Genomic DNA, 14,517 nt, shown 5'->3' with positions numbered 1-14,517 from the left:
CCGTTTTAACTTGATGATGGTGGAAAAATAAAGCAAACGGATAAAATCCAATGTCATATTTGTTATCAATGAATACCATCCCCATCGCTAACTACCCTTCATATTACAGAGAGGAGGAGCCCGCTTGCGTTCCTTGTTGGTAATTCACTTACATTCTGACCATGTATCTGAGCAGACACACGCCGTTTCCTCATGGCAGGCAGGACCTGAAAACCTTTTAGAATCCAACGGATACCTAACTCTGCCCTGCCGCAATGAATCTGAAATCAAACAGCTAATCCTTAATGCAGATGCGGCGGTACTAGACATGCCTGTCGGCACGATCAGCATGTGGGGTGGCAGGCTGGAGCAAGCCAAAGCAGTCCCGTTGCTCTGGTGGTGCAGCGCAGAATCAGCGTTATCATCGACAGAGGCTTGTGAAGCTGATGTCACTGTTGATGGCATTCTAACCCCTTCTATGGCAGCCCATGAGCTGAATTGGGCTCTTCATTTTAGTGCCAAACGCTTTTTTGAACGCCAGCACTGGCAAAGTGAACGCAAGCAACTGACCGCTCGGTTGGAAGAACGCAAATGGATTGATATGGCGAAAGGAATACTTGGAGAAGTAAACGGTATCCCGGAAGCGGAAGCATATGATGTGCTGCGGAAAAAAGCAATGAACGAACGCAAACGTATCGTTGATGTGGCAATTTCCATCGTCAAAGCACAGCAAATGCTAAAAGCATAAATCTGAAAGGGGCCTGAACATGAATATCATAGAAATATTAAAAGAAGTGGGTCGTGGCAAAAGGGGCGCCCGGGATCTGAATTACGCCGAAGCCGAAGCTGCTGCCGAACTTATTATGACCCAGTCAGCAACCCCTGCTCAAATCGGAGCTTTCTTTGCCGCGGAGCGCATTAAAATGGAGAGTGTTGGCGAGCTGGAAGCATTCGTAAACGTCTGCCGTAAATATACCCATCGCTACCCGATGCATAAAGGTATTGATTTCGCCGGTCCGTATGATGGCAGGAAGTCTTCATTTATTGCCACCTTCGCAACGGCCTTTCTACTCGCCTCATGCGGAATTCCTGTAACGATGCATGGTAGTGCACCCCTCCCTCCCAAATGGGGTGTTACGCTCCCGCTTTTATTGCAGGAAATGGGAGTAACGCCCCGGAACATGACGCGTGAAATCGCCGTTCATGCCGCGAAGCTGACTGGTGTACTGTTCGTAGCCTCCGAACAGTGGTGTGTGCCCCTGCGAGATATGCGGCCCATTCGCGAAGAACTGGGGCTTCGCACAGTGCTGAATACTGCCGAGAAACTGGTTGATTACGGTTCTTCCCCATATATTGTATTCGGCGTTTTCCACAATACCGTGTTCGAAAAGACGGCGAAACTCATACAAAATCTGAATTACCACAGAGCTCTGATCGTCCAAGGGAGCGAAGGATCGGAGGATCTGTTCATCGATCGGCCGACCCGGACTTACCTGCTTGCTAACGGCGAGGTATCATTACAGGTTATTGATCCGGAAATGTACGGACTGGATTCGGTGGTACCAGAGCATAACTGGACCCCCGCTGAACAACTGCGCATTACGGAGGAAGTGCTACAAGGCACAGCTTCTATAGCCTTTTCGAATCAAGTGTTACTCAACAGTGCGGTCCGGCTGTTCGTTGCAGGGCGAGTTGACTCCATAGAGGAAGGTTTGTATACCTGCAAACCGCTGCTAGAAAATGGGCACGCCTGGGGTTTGTATTGTCACTGGCGGGAAGCCATGCTCAGAACAGAAATAAAAACGGAAGCAGACAGATCTGAAACCCGATTGCATTTATAATTACTGGCGTCACGCAGTCTGTGATTACGAGCCCTAAACTGTCCAACTCAAAAAGGCCAGCTCCCTCACTCATACAAGGGGGCTGGCCTTTTATGCAAAGAAAAAGTCACTTACTCCGTCCTGCTCTAGAACTCCGACCATTCCTCGTTATCTGCACTGGTTGCGGATGCAGCCAGATGAAGGGGACGGATGCGTACAGCTGCCGTTTTGAAGCCAGGCATCCGACAGAACGGATCAAGATCAGGGCGGGTCGCCCGATTAACATTTTGTATCCCACCCCAATGCATGGGCACGAAGAGCGTATCTTCGCGGATATCTGGTTTGATCCGGCTGCGGACAGTGAAGCTGCCGCGCTGTGATGCTATTTCTACCCACTCCCCGTCCCTGATGTGCCAGCGTCGCGCTGTCCGCGGATGAATTTCCACATAATTCTCAATCTCTCGCGCGGCCAGCGACGGACTTCTGCGCGTTTGTGCACCGGTCAAATAGTGAGCCAGTACACGGCCGTTCGTCAAAATAAGCGGGTACTCCTCTGATATCTCCTCTCCTGCTCCACAGCTTTCAACCACCGTAAAAACAGCCTTTTGATCAGAATGGGCAAAGGTTTCCCGAAACATTGTATCCATACCGGCTCTGTCCGTAGACGGGCATGGCCAATATACTCCTTCTTCACGACGCAGCCTGTCGTATGTGATCCCGTAGTAATCCGCAGGACCGCCCTGGCTGGCGAGCCGTAGTTCTTCAAAGATATGCTCAGCATCCCTGTATGAGAAATAGCCGCCCTTGTTTAGCTTTGCAGCCACCTGACACAAAATGTTCCAGTCATCTCTAGCCTCGCCTGGTGCGGGCCTCGCCGCTTCCCGTAGCAGAACGCGGCCCTCCAGATTGGTCATCGTCCCCGTATTCTCCAAATAAGATGTCACAGGCAAAACAACGTCAGCCATTCGCGCGGTTTCCGTGAGAAACATATCCGCCACAACCAGCAGATTCAGCTTTTTGAGGGCTTTCTCCACCAGCCGGACATTCGGGTTAGATACAATAGGATTAGAGCCCATCACGAACAAAGCTTGGATTTGTTTCTGATGGACAAGCTCCATCATTTCATAGGCGGACACCCCTTTTCCTGGCAAACTGCTTGGTTTCACTCCCCATACGGACGCCACATAGGCTCGATCTTCTTCATCCTCAATCGATCTGTAGCCAGGAAGCTGGTCAGCCTTTTGGCCGTGCTCTCGTCCCCCTTGCCCGTTTCCCTGACCTGTGATAGCTCCATAACCGCATCCTTCCCTTCCAATCTTGCCAGTGGCCAGCACCAGATTAAGAAATGCACGCACCGCCATATGTCCATCTGTCTGCTGTTCAACACCCCTGGCCGTAAAAACGATGCCCGTCTCCACACTGCCAAAGGCACGTGCTGCCTGCTGGATCATTTCTACTTCAATTCCGCACAACGCAGCCGATTCTCTCAGATCCACACCCTTCAAATGAGTCAACAGCTGGTCATAGCCGTTGGTCCGCTTGCGGATAAACTCTTCATTCGCAAATCCCTCATCCACGATGACCTTTAGCATGGCATTGGCCAGCACAGCATCCGTACCCGGCTTGATTTGCAGGTGCAAATCAGCGGCGGCCGCCGTTGGTGTCGCGCGCGGGTCAATTACGATGACAAAGGCGCCGTTTTCCTTCGCCTGGTGAAAGTAAGGCATTAAGGTCGGCTGGCATTCAGCGATATTCGTACCTGCGAGCACAATACAACGAGCCAACGGAATATCAGCCAGCCTGCAGGTCAGTCCGCGATCAATGCCAAACACTTTACTGCCAGCGGATGCCGCTGCCGACATGCAGAAGCGCCCGTTATAGTCGATATAACGCGTACCTACAGCCACTCTTGCAAATTTGCCGAGTAAATAAGCCGTTTCATTGGAGAGTGAACCTCCACCGTAAATTCCGATTGCATCAGGACCTTGTGTGGACAGTAGCGTAGAGAAACTGCTAGCTATAGTATCCAACGCCTCCTCCCACTTGACGGGAACCAGTTGGCCCTCTTTGCGAATGAGGGGCTGTACCAGCCTTTCCGCATGAGTCGCATGCTGATGCGCATTCATTCCCTTGATGCACAACCTACCCTGCGAGGCTGCATTATGCTTCCCTTCCGCCTTATACACTGTACGAATGATACCCGCAAGTGTCTCTGTACCCGTGCTAACGGTCATCTTACATTGCACGCTGCAAAACGGGCACTGCGTATCCATTACTGACGGTACATGTAGCCCAGCTTCCGGTTTGCCTTCTCCTGACTGACACATCAAAGCCACCTCCCTTTCGCCATTTTTCGGAATTTTATCGTCTGCACGATAGATAATTCGCCATAACTCCAACTCAACCCGTCATCCTGTCAGCATTGTGGTCCGCAGACTACCCGCTAGACCACTTCGAAGAGCAGCGTCAAGCACACTTTCCCGTAATGCCAGAACACCAGTCCTTTCCATCCACTCCCACATTTTTTCCCCATACCGGGCACTATGTCGGTATATTTGCAAGCAAGTTGCAGTCAGCAGAACCGCTTCTGTCGGGTCTTCCTCCAATCCAAGCAGCTGCCCCTGGCGAACCGGATGCTCTGCATGGCCACCCGCATAGACCTCCCAGCCTGCTGGAGAACGAGATATTCCAATATCGTGGACAAGTACACCTCCGGGATATGCCGATCCAGGACAAATAGCAACTGTAACTAACGCTGGCAATGCGAGACTTGCCCATAAAGTTGCCAACCGCTCTCTTAGCCAGGCTACTTCTACAAATGCCTGATCCATCAGATCCGCCTCAACAAAAGACCGATCCTCGGCATTTAGGTTCGTAAAGCGCAGACCCGCAGAGGGCGCCTCTCCTCCGTACTGCGGTGTGACCTGAACCGCAACGCCAGCCCCTAATGGATTTGTCGCAGATCTGTCGCGCAACCCGAGAGATTCCAAGTAATAAAGTACAGCCGGACGACACAATTCACACCCCTGCTGTCTAGTCCAACCGAGACGGGATACTACTTCACCTGGAGTCTGACAGATTGCGTCCACCATAGCTGTTTTAAGCGAATCATGATCGTAATGCGTACATCCACACACAGGGACAATTTCTTGGGCGGTTGGAGTAACTACAGGTCCGGAATCTGTGGATCGGGACAAACTATTTTTGACCAGTGCAGCCACCAGCGGCCGACAGCCCCCACAGGAACCGGACGCTTTGGTCCGGCTCTTCACCTCTTCCACCGTCTTCAGCCTATCCGTGGCAATCGCTCGCAAAATAGCCCCCTTACTCACGCCGTTGCACGCACATACCGTTTCTTCTTCCGGCAGTGCGGCTGCCGCATCCTCTGCTTTGCTCCGGCTGTTATCCCGGGATGTAAGCTCTGTAGCGGACGCCCCGCGCCGTACCATTCCGAGCAACGAGGTACTTTCCGCCGTATCTCCGTACAAAATGGCGCCAGTAACAGCACCGCCGTGCATCATCACTTTTTTATAAACCTCCAGCATCCCGTTATATTCCATAACTGCTGTCTCGTTTCCCTCATCGCGAATGTCTCCTGCGGAAAACACATGGATCCCCGCTACCTTGAGCTGCGCATACGGAACCGTCCCTTCATAGGGAGCCGTTTCACGACCACAAATAACTTTTGCCAGCACTTTGCCCTGCTCATATAGCGGCGCCACCAGTCCGTATGAAATCCCGCGGTGCTCAGCACATTCGCCGACGGCATAAATACCAGGAATACTCGTGCGCATATAATCATCCACGACAATGGCGCGGTTTACAGTCAGACCGCTATCCTGAGCTAATTCGATATTCGGTCGGATACCAACCGCCAGCACAACCAAATCCGTGTCCAGCCTGTTCCCGTCCGCAAACATCAAGCCTTGTGCCCTGTTTCGGCCTATGATGTTGACCGTTTCCTTCGCCAAATGAAACCTCATGCCCTGTTCCTCCAACTTTCGCTGCAGAAGCACAGCTGCCGTCCGGTCAAGCTGACGGTTCATAAGATACTGCGCATTATGAACAACCTCAGTTTCCATCCCTAGATTCAGCAGGCCTTGAGCAGCTTCAAGTCCTAACAGCCCCCCTCCGATAACCGTGGCCCTGCGGTATGTTTTGGCATATCTAGCCATGGTTTCACAATCATTCACATCACGAAAAGCAATTACTCCCTGTTTTCGCACTCCAGGAATGGGCGGCATGAAAGGCAATGAGCCCGTTGCCAATATGAGCATGTCATAAGGTTCTTTCATGCCGGATTCCGTTTCCACCATCCCGGCTGCAACATCAATACGACAGACGCGTTCACCCGCGTACAGCTTTACCCCGTTCTCTTCATACCAGTCCCAGTCATGGGTAACGATATGTTTAAATGAGCTCTCCTCCTGAAGCATTTTGGACAGGAGCACTCGGTTGTACCCGGGACGGGGCTCTGCACCAAATATCGTGATTTGGAACCGCTCTGGCTCCAAATTGAGTATTTCCTCCACACATTTGATGCCTGCCATACCATTGCCGACGACGACCAGTTTTTTCATCATGTTAAACCAGCCCCATTCTCCGAATAAAATAAGACAGAAAAAGCCCTTCTCCATTCAATGGAAAAGGGCACCGTTGCCGTAAAAGTCGGCACATCGTTGTGCCGATATGTATCTAAGATTACTGAATTGTGAATGTCATGTCAACATTCAATACATGAAAACTATATTTTCACCTTTTATTTAATTTTTTTCTCGCATTTGTGTTATGTATATTGACATACAATAGATCCTTTTTTATAATTTGAATTAAAATCACTCCAACGTGATCATACCAAGTCGACTCACAATGAAGTGTGTCAACCACGGCAATGAAGCCGCAAACCGTTTCCTAGATACCATGTAGGGGCGATTTGCGGCTTTTCATGTTCAAATTACATTTTGCAGACAAAGAACAACAATTAGAACAGGAGAGATGGAGAATGAACAAAAAAAGTTTCTGGAAAAGCGGACACAAGCCCACCTTATTTGGTTCCTTTCTGTATTTTGATATCAGTTTTATGATATGGGGGATGATCGGACCGTTGGCCGTTGTAATTGCCAATGATTATCCAATGGACCCTGTACAAAAAGCCAATCTTGTCGCTCTACCCATACTCGGTGGTTCCCTGCTGCGGCTCGTGCTCGGATTCATGTCGGATTATATCGGTCCCAAGCTCACAGGACAGATTGGTATGCTTGTCACGATCATCCCGCTTTTGCTCGGCTGGCTGTGGGTTGATTCGCTGGAGCAATTATACGTTGTTGCCCTACTCCTGGGCGTAGCTGGAGCTTCATTTGCAGCTGCGCTGCCGTTAGCCGGTCAATGGTACCCCAAAGAGCATCAAGGCTTGGCTATGGGAATTGCCGGAGCCGGTAATAGTGGTACCGTCCTTGCGACTTTGTTCGCCAACCGCATTGCTCAACATTTTGGCAGTTGGGAAGCCGTTTTCGGATTGGCCATCCTCCCCATCTTAATCGTCTTCATTCTGTTCAGTATTTTTGCCCGCAACAGCCCTCACCGCCCGGCACCAAAAAATCTGTCGCAATATGCTTCGGTGCTCAAACAGAGGGATGCCTGGGTATTCTGTGCCTTTTATTGCGTGACGTTTGGCGGATTCGTTGGCCTATCTAATTATTTGACTATTTTCTTCAATACCCAGTATGGCCTCTCCGCGGTACATGCCGCCGATTTTGCAACCGTTTGTGTGATTGCCGGAAGCTTTTTTCGTCCTGTAGGTGGTTTTTTATCCGATCGGATTGGTGGTTCACGCATGCTAATGTACTTGTATGCGGGGGCCGGGATTATGCTCGCCGGCATTGCGTTGTTACCGCCACTTACCGTGGTAGTTGTGCTGCTGTTCGTAGGCATGATGTGCCTTGGCGCTGGCAACGGCTCTGTATTCCAGCTCGTGCCGCAGCGCTTCGGCAACGAAATCGGGCTCATGACCGGCATCGTCGGCGCTGCTGGTGGCATAGGCGGGTACTTTCTCCCTCTTATACTGGGTCATCTGTACAAATCAACGGGTTCCTATATGCCGGGCTTCATCTGTCTGAGCCTACTTACGTTCTGTGCCTTTACCCTCGTCATCATAATGCAATTGAAATGGCGTAACAGCTGGATGCGACGCTCTGCTACAGTTACTGATGAAGCCGTCAATCGCATTGGAGAATTAAATGCCTGATATTCATCAAATATAAAGCTGCGAAAAATATAAAGCTGCGAAGCATTGAATTGTCCCTCAAACATCCCTATAGCCCAAAAAATGGCTTAACTTCGTTTATATAAAATGAAGTTAAGCTATTTTTCATGCATACTCAATCGAATCACACCTATAAAAACTATGATAAACATCACATTAGATCAATATTTTCCGAAAATATTATGAAAATTAAATGAAATTTTCATTTAAAAAACATTGAAAATCGCTTTCATTTTCATAATTTCTCTTATGTAAACACTTATATAACCATTTTTCACACAACATACTTGTTCACTTGGTTTAAAATAAGGCGTATACTTGTCCACGAATTGTTCAAGGATGAACTAAATGTAATTTTCTAGAAAGAAGGAATTAAAAATGCGTGCTTTTCATTTTACGGAAGACGGATCTATCGAAACCAAATTAACCGGAAAAGATCTACTTGCCAACCCACTGCTGAATAAAGGAGTGGCTTTTACCTTGGAAGAACGGAAACAACTTGGACTTGACGGTCTCCTTCCTCCTACGATATTAACTATTGAGGAACAGGTTCAACGGGTTTACGAGCAATTTCAGAGCCAACCGGATAATTTGCGTAAAAATGTTGCGTTAAATGATCTTTTTAATCGCAATACGGTCCTTTATTATCGTTTGCTCTCTGAGCACCTAAGCGAAATGCTCCCGATTGTTTATACACCAACAGTAGGCCAGGCTATACAGGAATACAGTCATGAATATCACAAGCCTGGTGGTATGTATTTATCTATTGATAATCTGGCGGGTATTGGAGAGGCTTTTAAGAATTTGAACCTGGACCCTGATGATATCGACCTGATCGTAGCCACAGATTCCGAGAGTATTTTGGGAATCGGGGACTGGGGAGTCGGAGGTATTAATATCTCTATTGGTAAGCTTGCTGTGTATACAGCTGCTGCTGGTATAGATCCTAGCCGGGTGCTGGCAGTTGTTCTTGATGCAGGTACAAACAACGAGAAGCTATTGGAAGATCCTTTATATATGGGGAATCGTCACAAACGTGTACGTGGAGAACAATATGATCAATTTATTGACACTTATGTTCAAGCTGCACTTTCCTTTTTCCCGAATGCTCTGCTGCACTGGGAAGATTTGGGCAATGTCAATGCACGGAACATTATCAATAAATACGGAAATAGTATTTTGACTTTTAATGACGACATTCAAGGTACTGGAGCGGTTACACTCGCAGGTGTGATGTCCGGTGTTCAATTGTCCGGAATCCCACTGAGCAAGCATCGGGTTCTAGTCTTTGGTCCAGGAGCTGCCGGAATCGGCAATGCAGACCAAATTAGCGCCGCCATGATGCTGGAAGGACTGTCAGAAGCAGAAGCAAGACGTAACTTCTGGGCTTATGATTACCGTGGCCTGCTTACCAACGAAACAGAAGGACTTTTTCCATTTCAGGTTCCTTATGCGCGTGATGCTGCAGAATGCCGTGACTGGGAACATGCTGAAGATGGAAAAATCCCTCTGCTTGAAGTCATTCGCCGCGTGAAACCGACGATTATGATTGGTACTTCCGGTGTTAGTGGGGCATTTAGTGAGGAAATCGTTAAAGAAATGGCCAAACATACAGAACGTCCTATAATTATGCCTATGTCCAACCCGACTCCACTTGCAGAAGCAACTCCGCAAGATTTGATCCACTGGACCGAAGGAAAAGCCCTGATTGCCACAGGAAGTCCTTTTGAGCCGGTGATCTATAACAATATTAAGTTTGAAATTGGGCAATCCAACAATGCTTTCGTGTTCCCGGGTCTTGGTCTTGGCGCAATCGTGGTAAAATCCAAAATCATAACAGATAGCATGTTTGCTGCAGCTGCCCATGCAGTAGCTCAAATGGTGGATTTGTCGCAGCCTGGTGCTTCCCTGCTGCCAAAAATCAATGAATTACGCGAAGTATCTGAAGCGGTAGCCGTGGCTGTGGCCAAGGCAGCAGTTCAGGATGGAGTAGCGCGTCATCAACCGGACGATATCGCACAAGCAGTTCGAGATGCGATGTGGGACTGTAAATATAAACCCATCAAACAATATGGTCAGGCAGCGGTCCTGGTTTAAAAAATAGCGAACAACATCAAATTTATACTTGCATACGCAAAGTGATTATTTAACTGATGTCCGCCATTTTTGGCGGACATCTTCATTGGAGGCGACATCATGGCTACAGGTCATATTTTTATTATCTTAATTCCTATTTTCTTTGTCATTTTAATTGGTTATTTCGCAGGATTGTTTAAAGCTTTTAACCCCGCTTCTTCTAAGGGATTAAATACACTCGTGACGAAGTTTGCTCTACCCGCACATTTGTTTATTGGGATTACGACGACACCAAGAGAGACGTTGATTCAAAAGTGGCCCTTTCTTGTGGCTTTGCTACTTGGTGTAATCGGCTTTTATATTGTATTGCTCATTGTTTATCGCTTAATTGCCAAAAAAGGCCTGACTGAATCCTCCATGTTCGCATTGAATTCAACACAGCCTTCTTTTGCATTCATGGGAATTCCGGTTCTGGGCAGCTTGTTCGGAAGTGCGACAGTCGCCATCCCGATTGCGATTACCGGGATCGTCGTTAATGCCATTCTTGATCCGCTTGCAAGTATTTTGGGAACGGTCGGCCAGCGCAAAACAACAGAATCCGACGGCACTAAAGGCAACTTATTTAAAGTCACTATGAAATCAGTCCTTCATGGACTCAGCGAGCCACTTGCCTGTGTACCTTTGTTTGGTGTCATATTGACTCTATGTGGATTCCACGCTCCGAAACTTTTACAATCCATGTTTGATCAAATCGGCAATGTTACTGCCGGTACAGCCCTATTTGCCATCGGGGTAACCATTGGTATCAAGAAGATTACGTTCAGTCCAAAAGCACTTAGCATTGCTATGCTGAAAGCCATCGTAATGCCTATTGTTATGCTCGGTATTGCTGTTCTGATAGGACTATCCCATGAAGATGTAAGCAAAGCCGTACTGCTTGTCGCTTTTCCCGGCTCGGCTGTGGCCGCTATGATTGCTACCCGTTATGAAACACTGGAAACGGAAGCTGCATCTGCATTTGTTATTAGCTCAGTCTTATCGCTCATTTCACTACCCTTGCTCATTTCACTTCTTTTATAAGGGACAGAAAAGTTAAGAACCCTCAATGCAATCCAGGTATTTATAGGTGTAAAGCAAACCCGTTTGTCCTCATTTATCTTATTTTTTAAATATTGTCTGAACAATAAAGTGATTTAGTAAGAATTGAGTTGGAAAAACAACATAAATCCAGTTTGCCGACAAGCGGCGGCCCCATCGTTTCATTCACTCGGGGGCCGCCGTTCTTTTTGTATAACCTTCTACTCTCCCTTTTAATAAATACCTAACAATTAGAAAGCAAATTGTCGAAATATATATGGGATAGGTTGTATATGAAACTAAATCGCTAATTCAAAGGAGAAGAAAACGTGAAAAACTTGAAGTGGAGAACTATGTCCTTTTTTGGTAAAAATCTATTAATCTCTTTTCTTAACATCGTATTAATAGGAGCTATTCTCATCACATCCAGCTATATACTTCAAAAGAACATTCTCACCACGCAGCTGCAAGACCAAGTTAAGGTATTGACTAAAAAATGGGCAGAAGATGTTGATAAAACAAAAGTACAACAAGCATTGAATGAAAAAGATTATAACGGCTCTGTGCAACAAGATTTACGCAAATTTCTCGATTCTATTCACACACTTTATCCTAACGTTGCCCAAGCTTACATATTCGGCACAGAGCTAACAGAAGGAAATCAGACCTCCATTATTGGCGTTCCCACAAATTTAGTCCAAGCTTTCCAAGACTTAAAGATGAACATTGGGGACATGTACACTCTTCCTGACGAAAATGCACAAGCCGTAAAAAAGATGCTTCAATCTAATGAATCAGCATTAAGCAGCTTTTACACGGACGAATATGGCACATGGACTACTATTGTTTACCCGATTACAGATGCTAGCGGGAAAGTCACAAGTGCGATTTACTTTGACGTAGATGCGAGCTCTGTACCTACCGGCCTTCATAAATTGCTTGTATACGGTGTTTCACTGCTCATTCTGTTTCTTGCCATCTTCTTAACGATTCAATATTTACTGGTAAAACGCACCCTCTCCCCGATTCGTAGCCTGATGAAGGGCATTGAAGAAGTCAGCGAGGGAAATCTGAATGTAAAAATCAAGACAGGCGAGGACGACCTTGGCATTATCAATCAAAAATTTAATTCAATGATCAAACACCTTAACGATACAATGGTGAAAGTACAGGATACCACGCAAGAAGTTACGGGATCTGCCCAGGAATTGTTAAGCATTAGCGAGAAAAACAGTACGAATACGAACGTCATTAACAGCAATATTCAGGAAATAACCCAAGGGCTTGAAGCTCAGGATCACGCAGCACTTGAAAGCTCCAGAGCTATGAATGAAATGTCGACGGTTATCCAAACCATTGCGGAGAGCTCCTCTTCCGTAGCCGATCAAGCTTATTCTATGGAAAAACGCTCCGTTGAAGGCAATCAGGTAGCCCAAAAGCTTTCCGCTCAAATGGACTCTATCTCCACTACAATGGAAAGTACAGCTGATTCCGTTAATGCGCTGCAGAACCGTTCTAACGAAATCAGCAATATCGTCAGCATCATTACAGGCATTGCCAGTCAAACGAATCTGCTTGCACTGAACGCTTCTATTGAAGCTGCCAGAGTCGGTGAAGAAGGCAAAGGTTTTGCAGTCGTAGCGGGAGAAGTGCGTAATTTGGCTGAACAGTCTCAAGAGTCTGCCAAACAAATTGCAGAGCTTATTGAAGAAATCCAAAAAGAAATTGAACAGACTGTAAAAGGCATCAGCCTTGGTACAAAAGAAGTTCAGATTGGGCTAGAAGTTACGAAGCAGACAGGCGAAATGTTCTCTGAAATTTTAGATGCGTCTAATAAAGTGTCGTCACAAATCCAGGAAGTATCCAGTGCAACGGAGCAGATTTCAGCCAGCACGCAGGAAATGTCAGCTACCTCTGACGAGCTGTCTTCCACAGTTAGCAAAACAGTCGACAGCAGCAAACAAATTCAGCATACTATTGGAGAACAGGCTGAGTCTATGGCTTCTATTGTCCAAGCTTCTGACAAGCTTACATTGATGTCCGGCGAGCTGGAAGAGCTCATTTCGTTCTTCAAGGTGAACCGAGAAGCCTAATCCTATAACTTCCAAGAGCCCTAGATAACAATAAAGAACCTCTAGTCTGATAAATGCGAACTAGAGGTTCTTTGATCTACTCTTACATACTTCTTAATTTATAAATCCTTCCAAAGCTGAGGTTGGTTTACCGTCAGCCTGCCAAGCACCTTTGTTATAACCTTGATTGTAACCTGGAGTTGCAGCAGGCTCCCAATAAAATACCCCTGTACCTTTACCGCCTCCGATGTTCCGAACCTTCGTTTTGATTGCAAATATAAATGCCTTGGAAGCCGCAGGTTCATTATATTCCATCCCGATTTCACTGATGACAATGCCTTTTCCGTATTTGGCAATGAGGTTATTGGCATTGGTAATCGTCTGATCCACCTTGCCCTGCCAGTCCGCAGGAGAGGGATACAGAGACAGTCCGATGAGATCAAACTGAGCTCCATTATCAATCAGTCCGCCGATATTCCAGTTCAACACAGAACTGTTATCCCCGTTGGCTAAATGTACGATCGTTTTAGTACTACTGCTTACCGATTTTACAGCGTTATTGCCCGTGTTGACGAGCCACGCATAGTTTTTCATGTTCACCGAAGCTTTGCCGTCTTCCCAGAGCATTCCATTGTTCGTCTCATTACCGATCTGCACCCAGTCCGGTGTTACCCCCTTGCTTTTCATCGTGTTCATAACATAGACCGTATGGGACCAGACTGCATCCATAAGTTGTGTAAATGTGAAATTGCGCCACGCATAAGGTTTGTTCTGTTGCCCTGGATCTGCCCAAGAATCACTATAATGTAGAGTCAGCATAACGCTCATACCTAACTTTTTAGCTCGTTGCGCCAGTTCTGCTGCCTTTTCGGCATTCATGTATCCGCTTGCATAATCTTTCATGTCAGGGTTTACCCACACACGGATACGCACCGCGTTGATCTGATAGTCATCTCGCAAAATTTGCAGTATATCTCGACGAACACCCTTCTTATCCTTCCAACTCATACCTTGCGCTTCCATTCCTGCTACCCAGCTTATATCTGCTCCTTTGGCGAAAGCAGGGGCGGCCGAAGCCGCACCCAACCCTACAGAACCGAACGGATACAATAAGCTGGATAACAAGATCAACATCGCAAATACCATCGTGCGGTTACCTGTTTTCATAAGTCATCTCCCATCCGAATTGTATACTTCTCATTGCCTCTGACCAATCTACCAGCTCCCACTC

9 protein-coding genes are annotated in these 14,517 nt (G+C 47.1%); 6 read left to right on the top strand and 3 right to left on the bottom strand.

Annotated features, from left to right (window positions below; translation table 11 throughout):
• Positions 1-124 precede the first annotated feature (124 nt).
• Both JOD82_RS14760 and JOD82_RS14755 read left to right on the top strand, forming a co-directional pair.
• Positions 125-727 (top strand): ANTAR domain-containing response regulator, encoded by a 603-nt coding sequence (locus JOD82_RS14760; protein ID WP_029517669.1) that lies wholly within the window; start codon positions 125-127, stop codon positions 725-727.
• A 19-nt stretch (positions 728-746) separates the two neighbouring features.
• Positions 747-1,820 (top strand): anthranilate phosphoribosyltransferase, encoded by a 1,074-nt coding sequence (locus JOD82_RS14755; RefSeq protein WP_069010567.1) that lies wholly within the window; start codon positions 747-749, stop codon positions 1,818-1,820.
• 125 nt (positions 1,821-1,945) lie between these two features.
• On the opposite strand, the gene nasC is transcribed toward JOD82_RS14755, so the two are convergent.
• Both nasC and nirB read right to left on the bottom strand, forming a co-directional pair.
• Positions 1,946-4,126, bottom strand: a complete 2,181-nt coding sequence (gene nasC / locus JOD82_RS14750; protein ID WP_069010590.1) for an assimilatory nitrate reductase catalytic subunit NasC — start codon at positions 4,124-4,126, stop codon at positions 1,946-1,948.
• 81 nt (positions 4,127-4,207) lie between these two features.
• The gene (gene nirB, locus JOD82_RS14745; RefSeq protein ID WP_069010566.1) at positions 4,208-6,382 is read right to left on the bottom strand and encodes a nitrite reductase large subunit NirB; all 2,175 of its coding nucleotides are present in this window, start codon (positions 6,380-6,382) and stop codon (positions 4,208-4,210) included.
• A gap of 419 nt (positions 6,383-6,801) precedes the next feature.
• Here nirB and JOD82_RS14740 point away from each other — a divergent pair, with 419 nt between their 5' ends.
• From JOD82_RS14740 to JOD82_RS14725, 4 genes are all read left to right on the top strand, one after another.
• Positions 6,802-8,043 carry a nitrate/nitrite transporter gene (locus JOD82_RS14740; RefSeq protein ID WP_069010565.1) on the top strand — a complete coding sequence of 414 codons (1,242 nt, stop codon included), beginning with the start codon at positions 6,802-6,804 and terminating at the stop codon, positions 8,041-8,043.
• Positions 8,044-8,439: 396 nt separating this feature from the next.
• Positions 8,440-10,158, top strand: coding sequence for an NAD-dependent malic enzyme (locus JOD82_RS14735; protein WP_069010564.1), 1,719 nt, complete (start codon positions 8,440-8,442; stop codon positions 10,156-10,158).
• A 99-nt stretch (positions 10,159-10,257) separates the two neighbouring features.
• Positions 10,258-11,217: an AEC family transporter gene (locus JOD82_RS14730; RefSeq protein ID WP_069010563.1), complete on the top strand. Its 960-nt coding sequence runs from the start codon at positions 10,258-10,260 to the stop codon at positions 11,215-11,217.
• A gap of 326 nt (positions 11,218-11,543) precedes the next feature.
• Positions 11,544-13,307, top strand: a complete 1,764-nt coding sequence (locus tag JOD82_RS14725) for a methyl-accepting chemotaxis protein (protein ID WP_209949555.1) — start codon at positions 11,544-11,546, stop codon at positions 13,305-13,307.
• A 93-nt stretch (positions 13,308-13,400) separates the two neighbouring features.
• On the opposite strand, the gene JOD82_RS14720 is transcribed toward JOD82_RS14725, so the two are convergent.
• Positions 13,401-14,453, bottom strand: a complete 1,053-nt coding sequence (locus JOD82_RS14720) for a glycoside hydrolase family 53 protein (protein ID WP_069010561.1) — start codon at positions 14,451-14,453, stop codon at positions 13,401-13,403.
• Positions 14,454-14,517 lie beyond the last annotated feature (64 nt).

Source organism: Paenibacillus sp. 1182 (genome assembly GCF_017833915.1).
GTDB classification, from domain to species: domain Bacteria; phylum Bacillota; class Bacilli; order Paenibacillales; family Paenibacillaceae; genus Paenibacillus; species Paenibacillus polymyxa_D.
This window is presented reverse-complemented; position numbering and strand designations above follow the sequence as displayed.

What these genes read in the sequence shown, in the direction of transcription:
- nirB (WP_069010566.1), bottom strand. Translation starts at nt 6,382, where the DNA reads ATGATGAAAAAACTGGTCGTCGTCGGCAATGGTATGGCAGGCATCAAA.
- JOD82_RS14730 (WP_069010563.1), top strand. Translation starts at nt 10,258, where the DNA reads ATGGCTACAGGTCATATTTTTATTATCTTAATTCCTATTTTCTTTGTC.
- JOD82_RS14755 (WP_069010567.1), top strand. Translation starts at nt 747, where the DNA reads ATGAATATCATAGAAATATTAAAAGAAGTGGGTCGTGGCAAAAGGGGC.
- JOD82_RS14740 (WP_069010565.1), top strand. Translation starts at nt 6,802, where the DNA reads ATGAACAAAAAAAGTTTCTGGAAAAGCGGACACAAGCCCACCTTATTT.
- nasC (WP_069010590.1), bottom strand. Translation starts at nt 4,126, where the DNA reads ATGTGTCAGTCAGGAGAAGGCAAACCGGAAGCTGGGCTACATGTACCG.
- JOD82_RS14735 (WP_069010564.1), top strand. Translation starts at nt 8,440, where the DNA reads ATGCGTGCTTTTCATTTTACGGAAGACGGATCTATCGAAACCAAATTA.
- JOD82_RS14720 (WP_069010561.1), bottom strand. Translation starts at nt 14,453, where the DNA reads ATGAAAACAGGTAACCGCACGATGGTATTTGCGATGTTGATCTTGTTA.